The 15,470-nt window shown below is 34.7% G+C and carries 16 protein-coding genes and 1 tRNA gene; 10 read left to right on the top strand and 7 right to left on the bottom strand.

Annotated elements, in window-relative coordinates:
* Window positions 1-90 precede the first annotated feature (90 nt).
* A complete protein-coding gene (locus tag ACSV4D_RS12600; protein ID WP_439228540.1) occupies window positions 91-1,479 on the top strand; it encodes an exopolysaccharide biosynthesis polyprenyl glycosylphosphotransferase in 1,389 nt (462 codons plus the stop codon).
* A 17-nt stretch (window positions 1,480-1,496) separates the two neighbouring features.
* Here ACSV4D_RS12600 and ACSV4D_RS12595 read toward each other — a convergent pair whose 3' ends face one another.
* On the bottom strand, window positions 1,497-2,636 hold the full coding sequence (locus tag ACSV4D_RS12595; protein WP_439228539.1) for a lipoprotein N-acyltransferase Lnb domain-containing protein: 1,140 nt from the start codon (window positions 2,634-2,636) through the stop codon (window positions 1,497-1,499).
* Window positions 2,637-2,818: 182 nt separating this feature from the next.
* On the opposite strand from ACSV4D_RS12595, the gene ACSV4D_RS12590 reads away from it, so the two are divergent.
* Both ACSV4D_RS12590 and ACSV4D_RS12585 read left to right on the top strand, forming a co-directional pair.
* Window positions 2,819-3,541: a CDP-alcohol phosphatidyltransferase family protein gene (locus ACSV4D_RS12590; protein WP_439228538.1), complete on the top strand. Its 723-nt coding sequence runs from the start codon at window positions 2,819-2,821 to the stop codon at window positions 3,539-3,541.
* Window positions 3,525-4,388: a glycoside hydrolase family 25 protein gene (locus ACSV4D_RS12585; RefSeq protein WP_439228537.1), complete on the top strand. Its 864-nt coding sequence runs from the start codon at window positions 3,525-3,527 to the stop codon at window positions 4,386-4,388. The genes ACSV4D_RS12590 and ACSV4D_RS12585 overlap by 17 nt, the downstream gene beginning before the upstream one ends.
* Window positions 4,389-4,498: 110 nt before the next feature.
* On the opposite strand, the gene lptB is transcribed toward ACSV4D_RS12585, so the two are convergent.
* The 3 genes from lptB to ACSV4D_RS12570 all read right to left on the bottom strand — a co-directional run bounded on the left by lptB (window position 4,499) and on the right by ACSV4D_RS12570 (window position 7,116).
* Entirely contained in the window at window positions 4,499-5,239 is a 741-nt protein-coding gene (gene lptB / locus ACSV4D_RS12580; RefSeq protein WP_408082435.1) for an LPS export ABC transporter ATP-binding protein, read from the bottom strand.
* A 90-nt stretch (window positions 5,240-5,329) separates the two neighbouring features.
* Window positions 5,330-6,151 carry a twin-arginine translocase subunit TatC gene (tatC, locus tag ACSV4D_RS12575; protein ID WP_408082436.1) on the bottom strand — a complete coding sequence of 274 codons (822 nt, stop codon included), beginning with the start codon at window positions 6,149-6,151 and terminating at the stop codon, window positions 5,330-5,332.
* Window positions 6,151-7,116 carry a KpsF/GutQ family sugar-phosphate isomerase gene (locus tag ACSV4D_RS12570; protein WP_439228536.1) on the bottom strand — a complete coding sequence of 322 codons (966 nt, stop codon included), beginning with the start codon at window positions 7,114-7,116 and terminating at the stop codon, window positions 6,151-6,153. The genes tatC and ACSV4D_RS12570 overlap by 1 nt, the downstream gene beginning before the upstream one ends.
* A gap of 85 nt (window positions 7,117-7,201) precedes the next feature.
* On the opposite strand from ACSV4D_RS12570, the gene ACSV4D_RS12565 reads away from it, so the two are divergent.
* Entirely contained in the window at window positions 7,202-9,397 is a 2,196-nt protein-coding gene (locus ACSV4D_RS12565) for a RecQ family ATP-dependent DNA helicase (protein WP_408082438.1), read from the top strand.
* A gap of 107 nt (window positions 9,398-9,504) precedes the next feature.
* Here the strand turns inward: ACSV4D_RS12565 and ACSV4D_RS12560 are convergent, their stop codons facing one another.
* A complete protein-coding gene (locus ACSV4D_RS12560; protein WP_439228535.1) occupies window positions 9,505-9,744 on the bottom strand; it encodes a hypothetical protein in 240 nt (79 codons plus the stop codon).
* A 141-nt stretch (window positions 9,745-9,885) separates the two neighbouring features.
* On the opposite strand from ACSV4D_RS12560, the gene ACSV4D_RS12555 reads away from it, so the two are divergent.
* Window positions 9,886-11,466, top strand: coding sequence for an FAD-dependent protein (locus ACSV4D_RS12555; RefSeq protein ID WP_439228534.1), 1,581 nt, complete (start codon window positions 9,886-9,888; stop codon window positions 11,464-11,466).
* Window positions 11,467-11,481: 15 nt separating this feature from the next.
* Here the strand turns inward: ACSV4D_RS12555 and msrA are convergent, their stop codons facing one another.
* Both msrA and msrB read right to left on the bottom strand, forming a co-directional pair.
* Window positions 11,482-12,096 carry a peptide-methionine (S)-S-oxide reductase MsrA gene (gene msrA / locus ACSV4D_RS12550; protein WP_439228533.1) on the bottom strand — a complete coding sequence of 205 codons (615 nt, stop codon included), beginning with the start codon at window positions 12,094-12,096 and terminating at the stop codon, window positions 11,482-11,484.
* A 29-nt stretch (window positions 12,097-12,125) separates the two neighbouring features.
* Window positions 12,126-12,677: a peptide-methionine (R)-S-oxide reductase MsrB gene (gene msrB / locus ACSV4D_RS12545; RefSeq protein ID WP_408082442.1), complete on the bottom strand. Its 552-nt coding sequence runs from the start codon at window positions 12,675-12,677 to the stop codon at window positions 12,126-12,128.
* Between the two features lie 310 nt (window positions 12,678-12,987).
* Here msrB and idi point away from each other — a divergent pair, with 310 nt between their 5' ends.
* The 5 genes from idi to ACSV4D_RS12520 all read left to right on the top strand — a co-directional run bounded on the left by idi (window position 12,988) and on the right by ACSV4D_RS12520 (window position 15,467).
* Window positions 12,988-13,515, top strand: a complete 528-nt coding sequence (idi, locus tag ACSV4D_RS12540; RefSeq protein ID WP_439228532.1) for an isopentenyl-diphosphate Delta-isomerase — start codon at window positions 12,988-12,990, stop codon at window positions 13,513-13,515.
* 29 nt (window positions 13,516-13,544) lie between these two features.
* On the top strand, window positions 13,545-13,955 hold the full coding sequence (locus ACSV4D_RS12535) for a 6-pyruvoyl trahydropterin synthase family protein (protein WP_439228531.1): 411 nt from the start codon (window positions 13,545-13,547) through the stop codon (window positions 13,953-13,955).
* 67 nt (window positions 13,956-14,022) lie between these two features.
* Window positions 14,023-14,991 carry a type I phosphomannose isomerase catalytic subunit gene (locus tag ACSV4D_RS12530; RefSeq protein ID WP_439228657.1) on the top strand — a complete coding sequence of 323 codons (969 nt, stop codon included), beginning with the start codon at window positions 14,023-14,025 and terminating at the stop codon, window positions 14,989-14,991.
* Window positions 14,992-15,048: 57 nt separating this feature from the next.
* Window positions 15,049-15,315, top strand: a complete 267-nt coding sequence (locus tag ACSV4D_RS12525) for a hypothetical protein (protein ID WP_408082445.1) — start codon at window positions 15,049-15,051, stop codon at window positions 15,313-15,315.
* A gap of 78 nt (window positions 15,316-15,393) precedes the next feature.
* Window positions 15,394-15,467: transfer RNA gene (locus ACSV4D_RS12520), tRNA-Thr, on the top strand.
* The last annotated feature ends 3 nt before the right edge of the window (window positions 15,468-15,470 follow it).

Here is a 15,470-nt window from a genome sequence, read left to right as displayed (position 1 = left end):
ATAGTTTGTAAACTTGTACAGAAATTATATTTTAAAGCTCATCAGAGTTGACAATTTTACAGATAAGAACTATATTGCCGACAAAAAAGAATGTTACAGGATAAAATACATTTTGAGATTTCCGAAAGGAAAGCAATTCTGCACCTTGTAGATGTATGCGCTGTTGTCATAGCTTTATATAGTTTCGGGTACTTTTTTGATTTGGCATACTTAAAAGCAGCAGTCTCTAATCTGATTTACCTGATAGTTCTTGTATTTTATTTAAAAGTAATTGGTACAATATTAGAGTTTTACAATCTGCAGGTATCCAGTAATGAATACCAGATTATAAAAAGTACTATTCTTACGGTAACCATTACGGTACTGGCTTATTTGCTGACTCCTGTTTATGCTCCTCAATTGCCCTCTAACCGGCTTCAGATTTTGACATTTTTACTGGTTTTTTTCTTTTCATTGCTGGTATGGAGAGTGTTCTATGTGCGATTTCTGGCATCTCGAAGGTTTTTTCAGAATGCATTGTTAGTTTGTGACAACAATCAGCTCGAAGAACTTATTCTGGGACTTGAAAATATTGATCCGCACTATAAAATTATAGCGTATGTGAATGATTATCCGAGTAGCAAAGAGGGGTTTCATTCGTATTTAGAAGCTGTACAAACGAAAGATTTACTTTGTTATGTAAAAGAAAAGCATATTACTGAAATTGTAATTGGTACTCAGAAACCGGAAAATATTACCACTGAGCTGTACCAGCAATTGTTGAAATTATTACAGTCAGGAAAAGTAATCAGAGAATATTCACAGGTCTATGAGTCAAAAACCCAGCGTATTCCTGTGCAATATGCAGAACGGGATTTTTATCGGTTTTTCCCTTTTAGCCGTAGCAATCAAAACCGCCTGTATTTGGCAATAGTACGGATTCTGGAAATCATGCTTTCGGTTGTGGGCTTGTTCATCACACTGATACTGATTCCTTTTATTTTTGTTATAAATGCTTTTGCAAATAGAGGAAGTTTGTTTTATTCGCAGGAAAGAGTAGGGAAAGACGGGAAGGTATTTAAGATATTAAAGTTTCGTACCATGATTGAAAATGCAGAGGCTGAGAAAGCAGTTTTTGCTACTTGTAATGACAGCAGAATTACCGCATTTGGCAAGTTTATGAGAAAAACCAGAATGGACGAATTTCCGCAGTTTGTAAACATTATAAAAGGAGATATGGCTGTGATAGGACCACGACCGGAACGTCCTTTCTTTGTAAAAGAAATTGCAGCAAGAATGCCCTTTTATGAAACAAGACACGTTATTAAACCCGGTCTTACCGGATGGGCACAGGTAAATTACAGTTACGGAGAATCTATTGAAGAAAGTTTAATCAAACTGCAGTATGATTTGTATTATATTAAACACCGCAGTTTTTACCTGGATTTTAGTATTACACTGAAGACAATAACTACCGTTTTATTTTACAGAGGGCAATAAAATTATTTAGTTGATTATTATTTAATTTTTGGAACAGTTCTCTTTTTTAGTATTAGTTGTATCAAAAAATAAACAGAAGTGACTACTAATGGCAGTACAATAAATAAGTGCACTTTATTGAGTAAAATCACTACATATATTCCAATTGAAATAAGATTAAATACTGCCAGTCTATAGCTCCATACTTTATTTTTTAAGCTGTAAAACACAGCCAAAACTAATAAAGCGGGATTAAACAACAGTACATTATAATTGTTAGCGAGTTCTAAGTGATTAGAATAGAATCCCATAAAAATAAAGAATAATCCAAGGAATCCCATTATGGTAAAAAAACTCAGGTGTATCATTCTTTTATTCAGAATTACTAATAAAGCTGTAAAAATAAGGTATGTATAAATATTGTTCCACCAGGAAAACAGATGGGAAGGCTCAAAGTTCAAAATAGTTTTGTTTTCCGGTGCTAACGCCTTGTTTTTATAGGTGGTTACCGCTAAACTCTTCTGCAGTTCTATCGGTAAAAATAATTTAGTACCGGGCTCGTCTACCTTGGTTCCAAAAATAATACTTGTACCTAATTTTTCGTAAAAATGATGGTTAAAGTAAGGATATAAAATAGTTCTGTATGTAAGTTCAGTATCTGTTTTTTTTGTAATTACAATGTTGCCCAGTGTTTTATTGATGAGATCAACTACCATTGAAGTACAGTTTTTATCAATAAATTTATAGGTATAATGACTGTCCCCTGAGGCTAAAGAAGTGTTTAGGTTTTCAAATAGCTGTTGTTTCAGTTCCAGAGGAATCTGTAATTCCTGTTCCTCAACTGAACGCCTGTCATAAGCATACTGACTGATAAAGTCAGTGTAGCGGTTAACAACTGCGAAATATTGCAGATCTCCTTTGGCAAATTTAGGAACGAAATTAGGCGTGCTAAAATCAAAAGCACCATAATTATAAACAGCATCTACAAAATTAACAGGGTCTTTAATCCGAATAGCGGTATGCCCGAAAAGAGAATAAGATTCATTTCCCGTACCACACGTAATCACACTTACTGCAGCTTCTCCGGATAATTGAATATTTTGTGCACTGACTGCATTGACAAGGCTAATAAAGAATAGTAATAGGGTTATTTTTTTTAAAAAGGGAATGTGTGCCATAATAAATGTCGTTACTATTTTTTTTCAAAAGTATCATTTTTTAACGAGCTGGCTTCTTAGTTATTTTAAATAATGAATAATAAATCGGTTGTTGAAAATGATGTTGAAGAAAAAATAAGGAATTGGAAATAACAAAATGTATTGTATTAAATTTGTAGCTATACTTAATAAAGCAAATTAAAATGAATATTAAAAAACACATCCCGAACACTATTACGTTACTAAATCTTTTTTGTGGTTGTATTGCGATGGTTTTTGTGAGTAAACAAGAGTTTGAAGTCGCCTTTTTTTTTGTTTTTTTAGGGATTTTCTTTGATTTTTTTGATGGTTTTTTTGCACGTTTGTTTAAAGTTACCGGAGAATTAGGATTGCAGTTGGATTCCTTAGCAGATATGGTAACCAGCGGTGTGGTTCCGGGTTATGTGATGTATTTTTTACTGGAAAACAGTCAGCACGAAATTTCAAACAGTTCTGTTTTTCCTTTTTTAGGTTTTGTAATTACGCTGGGCTCCTGTTATCGTTTGGCTTTTTTTAATATTGATACACGTCAGACCGAGTCTTTTATTGGTTTGCCAACTCCGGCTAATTCATTGTTTGTATTGAGTCTTCCATTAGTGGTAAGCTATTCTGATTCGTTATTTGTATTAGAATTGCTTAGCAGCCAGTGGATGTTGCTGCTCATTACGGCTTTTAGCGCTTATATTCTAAATGCTGAGATTCCGTTGTTTTCATTAAAAATTAAAAAATTTACTTTCAAAGATAACTTGCTTCAAATAGTGTTTTTAGCACTTTCGGTATTATTAGTATTCTTTTTTCAATACGCGGGAGTTCCGCTGGTTATTATAAGTTATGTGTTGTTATCTGTTGTCAATAATAGGTTTTCGTTAGATGGCAAAACAAAATAACAGACGTCGCACTACGACATACAGAAAGCCGAAGAAGAAGTCTTCAGTAGTATTGAAAAAGACAATTAAAACAGGTGTTATTGTTTTTTTTATAGCTCTTTTTTTGGGTACAGTTTACCATTACAGAGATGGATTAGCTTATTATTTCAGTTTTAAAACCGATAAAGTTTTAGACAAAGAAGCCAGAGCTAAAAAACTTTCAGATGTACGTAATTATCAGGTTTTAGAAAAAAATGAAGCCAAAGCTATCGGGATTGATGTTTCAGAATATCAGGGCGATATTGAATGGGATGCAGTAGAAACTTTAGACAATGACTATAAAATTTCGTTTGTTTTTATCAGAGCTACTGTGGGTGATGACAGGCTGGACAAAAGATTTAAGGAGAATTGGCTCAAGGCCAAAGAAAATAAGCTGATTCGGGGTGCTTATCATTATTATCGTCCCAATGAAAACTCTATCGAGCAAGCCGAACTTTTTATAAAAAACGTCACTTTGCAAAAAGGAGATTTGCCGCCGGTTCTCGATATCGAACAATTGCCTAAAAATCAATCTGTCGGTCGATTAAAAATAGGACTCAGACGCTGGTTAAATAAAATAGAGGAACATTATAAAGTAAAACCGATAATCTATACAGGTGAACGTTATTATGATGATTTTCTGAAAGAAGAATTCTCAGATTATTTGTTTTGGATTGCTAATTATAATTTTTACAGAGAGAAATTAGACGAAGACTGGTTGTTCTGGCAATTTACCGAAAAGGCTTCTGTTTCAGGAATAAAAGGCAATGTTGATGTCAATATTTTTAATGGCGATTTACAGCAATTGCAGTTTATTACAAAAGAGTAGTTTCAGATTTCGGATTTCAGATTTCAGATTTCAGATTAAGACAATTAAACATCGAGTCTAAAATCTAATTTTTATATGCTGCTATTTAAATTCTGCAGACTGCTTTTTAATTAAAATTCTAATTTCTTCTTTCTTAATTCGAAATTTTGTCCTAAATACACTCTGCGTACCATTTCGTCTTCTACTAATTCTTCTGGTTTTCCGGCTTTTAAGATGCCACCTTCAAACATCAAATAAGTTTTATCGGTAATGGCTAAAGTTTCCTGAACGTTGTGATCGGTAATTAAGATTCCGATATTTTTATTTTTTAATTGCGCTACAATTCTTTGAATGTCTTCAACAGCTACAGGGTCAACTCCGGCAAAAGGTTCGTCCAGTAAGATAAATTTAGGATCAGTAGCCAGGCAACGGGCAATTTCTGTACGACGGCGTTCACCTCCTGAAAGTAAATCACCACGATTGGTGCGGATATGCTCCAGACTAAATTCGGCTATAAGGCTTTCCATTTTTGCAATTTGGGCTTCTTTGGGTAATTTTGTTAATTGTAAAACACTCAGGATGTTGTCCTCAATACTCAGTTTTCTAAACACAGAAGCTTCCTGAGCGAGATAACCAATTCCCTGTTGCGCTCTTTTGTACATTGGGTAATTTGTAATATCAGTATTGTCAAGATGGATGCTTCCGGCATTGGGTTTAACTAGCCCTACGATCATGTAAAAAGAGGTTGTTTTTCCGGCTCCGTTAGGGCCTAATAAACCCACAATCTCTCCCTGATTGACTTCGACCGAAATGCCTTTTACGACACTTCTTCCTTTGTACGTTTTTACTAAATTATCGGCTCTTAAAATCATCTTAAGTTGGGTTGTTTGAGTATCTGTTCATTAGATTTTTCGACAAATTAACGAATAACCAGACAAACAAATAAACACATTAACAATTTATTATTTTTTTAGCGCTAAGCCTTTTTCTTTTTTTACTACCAAAACAGAAAGAAAGATACTCGCTTCGTAAATTAATAGCATCGGAATGGCAACAATCGTCTGACTCACTACATCCGGAGGGGTAACTATTGCGGCTATAATTAACACCAGTACAATGGCATATTTTCGGTATGTTCTTAAAAAAGCAGGAGTTACCAGTCCCAGTTTAGTCAGGAAATAAATGATGATTGGGAGCTCAAAAAATAATCCGCTGGCTATAACAGAAGTTTTTACCATCCCGATATAAGAATCCAAAGTAAATTGGTTAATTACAGTTGGGCTGACAGTAAAAGTAGCCACAAAATTCACGGACATAGGAATTACGACAAAATAACCAAAAATAACCCCGAGAAAGAATAGCAAAGAGGAGAAAAAGATAAAAACTTTGGCATTTTTCTTTTCGTTCTGATACAAAGCAGGGCTTATAAATTTCCAGACTTCCCATAGAATATACGGGAAACTGAGTATAAAGCCAAACAGGATACATATCCAGATAAAAACATTTACCTGACCTTCCATTTGTGTGTTCTGGATGATAAAAGGCATTTCGGTAATACAGATGCTGTCTGCAAAACCCAGACTATGCGATAATTCGCAGAAGTATACATAAGTAAAAAAGCCGGGTCTGGTAGGGCCAAAAATGATAGTGTCAAATAAGTAATCACTAATAAAATAGGTTACTATTGCCATAATAATTACGGCGATAGTGCTTCGGACTAATAACCATCTTAAATCTTCAAGATGATCTAAAAACGACATTTCGTTTGTGTTTTTTTTTGCCATTATAGAATTCCTTCTTTTAGTATGTCATGTAAATGTAGTACTCCTTTGTATTGCTCATTATCAATAACAATAAGTTGAGTAATAGAGTGATTTTCCAAAATTTGTAAAGCATCAATAGCCATGGTCTCTGATGAGGTTGATTTTGGGTTTTTGGTCATAATATCTTTTGCAGTCAAATCGGTAAAAGTATCTCTGTCGTTTAGCATCCTTCTGATATCACCATCTGTAATAATTCCTACTACTTTATTGTTCTCAATTACTGCTGTTACTCCCAGTCTTTTTTCAGATATTTCAAAAATCACTTTTTTAATAGCGGTATCAGGGCTAACAATTGGTTTCTGACTGTGTACAATCATGTCTTTTACCCGGAGTAAAAGTCTTTTGCCCAGAGCGCCTCCCGGATGGTATTTAGCAAAATCTTCTGCTTTGAAATCACGCATTTCCATTAGGCAAATAGCAAGTGCATCTCCCATTACTAATTGCGCTGTGGTGCTGTTTGTAGGGGCTAAGTTAATAGGACAGGCTTCTGCATCTACGGTTGTATTGAGAACATAATCGGAACCTTTAGCAAGAGCAGAATTGATGTTTCCGCTGATTCCTATTAATGGGTTTCCGTCTCTTTTTAATAATGGAATAAGTGCTTTGATTTCCGGACTGTTTCCGCTTTTAGAAATGCAAATGATGACATCGTCTTTTTGGATCATTCCTAAGTCACCATGAATGGCTTCGGCAGCGTGAAGAAACATCGAAGGCGTCCCTGTAGAGTTAAAAGTCGCTACCATTTTCTGACCAATGATGGCACTTTTTCCTATCCCTGTAACTACAAGACGCCCTTTAGATTGAAAGATAATTTCTACAGCTTTTGAAAAATTTTCATCTAGGTAATCAATTAGTTTTACAATTGCTTCACTTTCAGATAATATGGTTTTTTTGGCAATGCCCAATATATTTTCTTTGGATATCAAAACTGAATGTTTAAAATTTGTGTGTGTAAAAGAAATTTGTATCTTTATGTGATGCAAATTTATACAAAATACCATATAATAAAGAATGAATTCAAACGAAATTGATATCCATAAAGAATTAAAGAAATATTTTGGCTTTAGTCAATTTAAGGGATTACAGGAACAAGTGATTACAAGCTTAATGAACAAGCAGAATACATTTGTAATAATGCCTACAGGTGGAGGAAAATCGTTATGTTATCAGTTGCCTGCTTTAATTCAGGAAGGAACTGCAGTGGTAGTTTCTCCATTAATTGCATTAATGAAAAATCAGGTAGATGCGATACGAAGTTTGTCTTCAGAAAACGGCATCGCCCATGTTTTAAATTCTTCACTAACAAAGACCGAAATTGCTCAGGTAAAAAAAGATATTACTTCGGGATTAACTAAATTATTGTATGTAGCCCCGGAATCACTGACTAAAGAAGAAAATGTCAATTTCCTGAAAAGTGTCACCGTTTCTTTCGTTGCTATAGACGAGGCACATTGTATCTCTGAATGGGGGCATGATTTTAGACCTGAATACCGAAATCTGAAAAATATAATTAAACAAATAGGTGAAGTGCCGGTTATAGGTCTTACTGCTACGGCAACTCCTAAAGTACAGGAAGACATTCTTAAAAATCTGGATATGTCTAATGCGGTTACCTTTAAAGCTTCTTTTAACAGACCTAATTTGTATTACGAAGTACGTACTAAGACTAAAAATGTGGAATCGGATATTATTCGTTTCATTCGTCAGCATAAAGGGAAATCAGGGGTTATTTATTGTTTAAGCCGTAAAAAAGTAGAAGCCATTGCCGAGGTATTAAAAGTTAATGGTATAAGCGCTGTTCCTTATCATGCCGGACTGGATGCTAAAACCAGAGCCAAACATCAGGATATGTTTTTAATGGAAGATGTAGAAGTGGTGGTGGCTACGATTGCTTTCGGAATGGGGATTGATAAACCAGACGTTCGTTTTGTAATTCATCACGATATTCCTAAATCATTAGAAAGTTATTATCAGGAAACAGGGCGAGCCGGCCGAGACGGTGGTGAGGGACATTGTCTTGCTTATTATTCTTATAAAGATGTAGAGAAATTAGAAAAATTCATGTCAGGTAAGCCGGTTGCCGAGCAGGAAATTGGTTTTGCTTTGTTGCAGGAAGTGGTTGCTTATGCAGAAACGTCTATGTCCCGAAGAAAATTTTTACTGCATTATTTTGGGGAAGAATTTGATAGCGAAACCGGGGAAGGAGCTGATATGGATGATAATGTCAGAAATCCAAAAACCAAAGTTGAGGCGAAAGATGAAGTGGTTAAGCTCTTGGAAGTAGTTCGTGATACCAAACATTTATATAAGTCTAAAGAAATTGTTTTTACCTTAATAGGTCGTGTGAATGCTGTTATAAAAGCGCATCGTACCGATTCGCAATCTTTTTTTGGTTGTGGTACAGCACATGACGAAAAATACTGGATGGCTCTGTTGAGACAGGTTTTAGTAGAGGGGTATTTGTCAAAAGATATTGAGACTTATGGGATTGTAAAAATCACCCAGAAAGGGTTGGATTTTATTGCTAATCCAACATCATTTATGATGTCAGAAGATCATGAATACAGTGATGCGGAAGACGAAGCGATAGTAACCGCAGCTAAATCTGCTGGTACTGCCGATGAAGCCTTGATGGAAATGTTACGTGACTTACGTAAAAAAGTAGCTAAAAAATTAGGGGTACCTCCTTTTGTGGTTTTTCAGGAGCCATCATTAGAAGATATGGCTTTGAAATATCCAATTTCTCAAGCTGAATTGATTAATATTCATGGTGTTGGGGAGGGGAAAGCTAAAAAATATGGTGCCGAATTCATTGCTTTAATCAATAGGTATGTTGAAGATAATGACATTATAAGACCAGATGATCTGGTTGTTAAATCTACAGGGACTAATTCGGCTAATAAGTTATATATTATTCAAAATATTGACAGAAAATTATCTTTGGATGATATTGCTAAAGCAAAAGGCTTAACAATGGATGCGCTGATTAAAGAAATGGAACAAATTGTATATTCGGGAACTAAATTGAATATTAAGTACTGGATTGATGATATGCTTGATGAAGATCAGCAGGAAGAAATTCATGACTATTTCATGGAATCCAAAACCGATAAAATAGAAGAAGCCTTAAAAGAATTTGAAGGAGATTACGATATTGACGAATTGCGTTTGATGCGTATTAAATTTATCAGTGAAGTAGCAAATTAGATTTATATTGGAGGCTTAAAATTTTAGATTTCAGATTAATTCTTTTTAATAAAGTGTTAATCTGAATTTTTTTTGCCTTCTGTTTTCTGCCTTCTAAAATCTGCGCTCTATTCGGTGAAAAGTTCCCCGCGATGTGGTTTTAAGACATCTCTTACCTGAATCATATTTTCATCAGTAACTACCATAAAAGCTACGGCTTGCATTTCGCCATGTACCTCAAATCCGGTAATGTTTAAAGGAAGTTTTTCTATCGCAATATATTCTTTTAAATGTATTTCGTGGTGTTCTGCTGTTTTTGCAGCAGCAGGTCCGCGGAAATCCCAAATTAATTTTATTTTTCTGGACATTTTTTATCGTAAAAGTTTCAATTGCAAAAGTACGAAGACTATTTTGAAAATGGATTTTATATTCGTAAACTAATTTTCGATTCAAAATCGTATTTTTGCAACTTCTTTCATAAAAAGAAAGCTAATAGAAAATAAAATACAATGCCAAAAGAACTTTTACTTCAGGTAACTCCGGAAATTGCTGCAAATGAATTGTTGCTTAAGGACTATTTGTCCAAACAAATAAAAGTGATTCCACAGGAAATTGAGCATGTTAGTATTTTAAAACGTTCGATTGATGCACGACAAAAAGTGGTTAAAATCAATTTGAAAGTACTTATTTATCTTAAAGGAGATACTTTTCAGGAAAATATATTACAACTTCCTGATTATCCTAATGTCTCCAATGCTCAGGAAGTAATTGTAGTAGGTGCAGGACCGGCGGGACTTTTTGCAGCATTGCAACTGATAGAATTGGGTTTGAAACCAATTGTTATTGAACGCGGAAAAGATGTGCGTGGACGACGTCGTGATTTAAAAGCAATTAATCGGGATCATATTGTAGATGAGGATTCTAATTATTGTTTTGGAGAAGGAGGAGCCGGAACCTATTCGGATGGAAAATTATATACCCGTTCTAAAAAAAGAGGCGATGTCAACCGGATTTTAGAATTATTAGTAGCTTACGGAGCTACTTCTGATATTTTAGTCGATGCACATCCGCACATTGGAACTAATAAATTACCTAAAATTATAGAAGACATCCGTGAGAAAATTAAAGAATGTGGCGGTCAGGTCTTGTTTGAAACACGGGTAACCGATATCTTAATTAAGAATAATGAGGTAGAAGGTGTTGTTGTCCAGAACGGGGATCGAATTTTAGCCAATAAATTAATTTTGGCTACGGGGCATTCGGCGAGAGATATTTTTGAATTATTGGATAGAAAAAAAATATTTATAGAAGCAAAACCTTTTGCTTTAGGCGTAAGAGCCGAACATCCGCAATCTTTGATTGACAGCATTCAGTATAGCTGCGATTTTCGTGGAGAATTGTTACCACCCGCGCCTTATAGTATCGTAAAGCAAGTAGGCGGTAGAGGAATGTATTCTTTTTGTATGTGTCCGGGAGGTGTTATAGCGCCTTGTGCGACAAGTCCCGGTGAAGTAGTGACTAATGGTTGGTCACCTTCTAAACGAGATCAGGTGACAGCTAATTCGGGGATTGTAGTTGAATTAAAATTAGAAGATTTTAAACCATTTGCTAAGTTTGGGGCTTTGGCAGGAATGGAATTTCAAAAAAGCATTGAACAAAAAGCATGGCATCTGGCAGGGCAGACTCAAAAAGTTCCTGCGCAAAAGATGATTGATTTTACCCAGTCTAAAGTTTCAAAAGATATTCCTAAAACTTCTTATGTTCCCGGAACTACACCAGTAGAGTTAGGACAGGTTTTTCCCGGTTTTTTAACGCAAATATTACGCGAAGGGTTTACTGCTTTTGGGAAATCCATGCGTGGCTATCTGACTAATGAGGCTATTTTACATGCTCCTGAATCCAGAACATCGTCGCCAGTAAGAATTCCAAGAGACGGAATTACATTGGAACATCTGCAAATAAAAGGTTTGTATCCCTGTGGTGAAGGAGCCGGTTATGCGGGAGGAATTATTTCGGCAGCTATTGATGGTGAAAAATGCGCATTAAAAATTGGCGAATCTTTAAATAAAAATCCCCGAATAATTGCTTAGTCGGGGATTGTGAAATTATTTCTTTTTTAATCGGTCTTTAAAAACCTTTTCAAATTTTTCTAATTTGGGTTGGATTACTAATCTACAATAGGGTTTGTTTTTGTTGTATTCGTAATAATCCTGATGGTAATTTTCGGCTTTGTAGAATTTTTTTAAAGGTTCTACTTTGGTTACAATAGGGTTATTGTATACTTTGTTTTTGTTTAAATCATTGATAATGTCTGTTGCCGTTTTTCTTTGTTCGTCATTTTTGTAAAAAATTACCGAGCGATATTGTGTTCCTACATCTGCCCCCTGACGATTCAATGTAGTTGGGTCATGAACGGTAAAAAATACTTTTAGAATTTCGTCTAAATCGGTTTTGCTTTTATCAAAAGTAATTTGAACAACTTCGGCGTGTCCTGTTTTTCCGGTACATACTTCATCGTAACTTGGGTTAACTGTTGTTCCTCCTGAAAAACCGGAAACGACTGTTTTTACTCCGTCAAGATTTTCAAAGATAGCTTCAATGCACCAATAACAACCTCCTCCAAGAGTTATGGTTTCTGTGTTTGAAGTGTTTTTTTTATTACTATCTTGTCCCATCATGCTTATAGAAAGCAGTAAGAATATTAAAAGTGAATTTTTCATAATGTTGTTTTTTAACTGATGTATCCGAATTATTTGCTGTCAGGGATGAAATCTAATGCAATAGAGTTCATGCAATATCTTTTTCCTGTAGGAGGAGGTCCATCATCAAAAAGATGTCCTAAATGGCCACCGCATCTTCCACAAAGTACTTCTATACGTTCCATGTTGTATGAATAATCGTTTTTATAAGTAACACTTTTTTTATTTTCCTGCTCAAAAAAACTAGGCCATCCACAGCTACTGGAGAACTTGGCGGTAGAGCGAAATAATAAATTACCACAGGAGGCACAATAGTAAGTTCCTTTGTCTTCAGTGTTCCAGTATTTTCCTGTAAATGCTCTTTCTGTTTCGGCATGACGCATAACCAAGTAAACGTCTTCCGGAAGTACTTTTTTCCATTCGGCATCACTAAGTTTTAGTTTTGTAGTGTCGGTGTTAGAGTAGTATGGATTGCCGGGTTTACTGATTTTATTATCAGATGTTTTTTTAATTGTTACTGTGTTTTTTTTGTTTTGTCCGCAGGCGGTAAACATAAATACAGGCAATAATAAAAGCAGATTAATTAGGGTTTTTGTTTTCATTTTTTTTGTCTTTAATGTGTTTTTTTATAATCTAAATATTGCTGTGTAATGGTTTGACACTAACAAAGATAACGGTCGTTTTCAGTTTTTAATGTCGGTTCGTTTACATTTTAACAGCTATTTATGGCTTGTTTAACTTATTATATATACGATTTAAGCATGTTTTCGGTTTTAAAAGCAAGGTGTAGTCAGATATTATTATTGTCTCTTTTAGTGGATGAAATTCAGTTTGATTTATATTTTGAAAGAGAACGTTAAAGCCTTATGGTTTCCTTATCTTTTTTGTATTTTTGTCTAGCTATAAAAAATTATGACAGAAGAAAACGTAATACTGGTTAATGAAAATGATGAGCAAATTGGCTTGATGCCAAAATTAGAAGCTCATGAAAAAGCGGTATTACACCGTGCTTTTTCGGTTTTTGTGTTAAATGATAAAAATCAATTGATGCTGCAGCAGCGGGCACATCATAAATATCATTCTCCAATGTTGTGGACTAATACCTGCTGCAGTCACCAGCGTGAAAGTGAAACTAATCTTGAGGCAGGAAACAGAAGACTGATGGAGGAAATGGGGTTTGAAACTCCGCTTAAAGAATTGTTTCATTTTATATATAAAGCACCATTCGATAACGGATTAACGGAGCATGAGTTAGATCATGTTATGATTGGTAATTATAATGAAGCCCCATTGATTAATTCAGATGAAGTGGAGTCCTGGAAATGGATGGATATTGAGGCTGTGAAAGAGGATATTTTAATTCATCCGGAGATCTATACCGTATGGTTTAAAATCATTTTCGATAAATTTTATCATTATCTGGAAGCGCATAAAATTTAAAACTAATTTTTTGAATCTAAAATTGGATTATGAGAGTAACAATAAGCAGAAAGGCTCATTTTAATGCCGCACATCGTTTGTATCGCAAGGACTGGACTTCTGAGCAAAATGATGCTGTCTTTGGCAAATGTAATAATCCTAATTTTCACGGTCATAATTATGAATTAACAGCAAGTGTTACAGGGGCTATTGATCCTGAAACGGGTTTTGTGATGGATGCGAAGATCCTGGCAGATATTATAAAAAAGGAAGTCGAAGATGCTTTTGATCATAAAAATCTAAATCTGGATGTGCCTGAATTTGAGAATTTAAATCCTACTGCAGAAAATATTGCTGTGGTAATCTGGAATAAACTCAGAATGCATATTGAATCTGAATTTGATTTAGAAGTAGTGCTTTACGAAACGCCCAGAAATTTTGTAAGTTATAAAGGATTGTGATGTATTTAAATCGCTGTAAAACTCATTTATTTAAATAAAACAGAAACGAGATAAATTTAAACTAAGAATAATGAAGAATATATACCCGTTACAATTTGAACCCATTTTGAAGGACCGAATCTGGGGAGGAGAAAAATTAAAAACAGTACTTAATAAACCAGTTACTTCACCAACGACCGGTGAGAGTTGGGAATTATCTACTGTTGAAGGAGATGTAAGTGTGATTTCTAATGGTGTTTTAAAAGGGAAATCACTACTTGAACTGATTGATGATATTCCTAATGAAATATTAGGTACAGCAGTTTATAAAAAGTTTGGAAAGCAATTCCCGTTACTTTTTAAATACTTAGATGCCCGTGAAGATTTATCAATTCAGGTGCATCCTAACGATGCTTTGGCAAAAGAACGTCATAATTCTTTTGGTAAAACAGAAATGTGGTACATCATGCAGGCAGATACAGATGCCCGTATTATAGTAGGTTTCAAAGAAAAATCGAATGCAGATGAATATGTTAAAAATCTGGAGAATAAAACCTTGCTTTCAATTCTGGATGATGTAAAAGTAAAATCGGGAGACGTGTTTTTTCTGGAAACAGGAACGGTTCATGCTATTGGAGCAGGATTAGTAGTAGCTGAGATTCAGCAGACTTCTGATATTACTTACCGTATTTATGATTTTGACAGGGTAGATGCTAATGGAAATGGACGTGAATTGCATATAGATTTAGCATTGGATGCTATTAATTATGAAAAGACAGATACTTATAAACAATATGATAAAGTAGCTAATCAATCGAATGAAGTGGTTGACTGTCCTTATTTTACAACTAACTTTATTCCTCTGGAAGGAGAGCTTTTAGCAAAAAAGACAGGAGAAACATTTACAGTTTACATGTGTGTAGAAGGTAGTTTTGAGATTGAATGTAATGGGGCTCAGTATTCTTATAAAAAAGGAGATACGGTTTTAATTCCTGCGGCTGTGAGTGAGTTGGTTTTGAGTGGAAAAGCTTCTATTTTAGAAATTTACATTTCATAGTGGCTAATAAAAAGTTTATGTGTACTTTTGCAGACGCAAATTAAAATTAAAATAAAAATGGCAAACGTTAAGAATTTAAAGAAAGACATCAACTACGTTTTAGGTGATATTATAGAAGCGGTTTATTTGTTTGAACTTTCTACTTCAGGAAAACCTACAGAAGAAACGAATAATTTAATTGATGAGGCTATTGCTGCTTTTGATAATTTGATTGCAAAAGTGAATGCTAAGAATGTAGAAAATAAGAAAGCACACTTCAAGCAAATCAATGTAGAACTGGAACAAACTGCAAATCAGCTGATTGCTAAAATCAACGAATTGTAGTCAAAAAAAAGCGAAAAAAGTGTAAATTTACTTTGGAAAATTAAAATTCAGATGTATATTTGCACCCGTAATAATGACGCCGATGTAGCTCAGCTGGCTAGAGCAGCTGATTTGTAATCAGCAGGTCGTGGGTTCGAGTCCCTCTATCGGCTCAA

It is taken from the genome of Flavobacterium sp. ARAG 55.4 (assembly GCF_051846875.1).
Lineage (GTDB): Bacteria > Bacteroidota > Bacteroidia > Flavobacteriales > Flavobacteriaceae > Flavobacterium > Flavobacterium plantiphilum.
The sequence above is the reverse complement of the archived record's forward strand: the minus strand, read 5'-3'. Positions and strand labels throughout refer to the sequence as shown.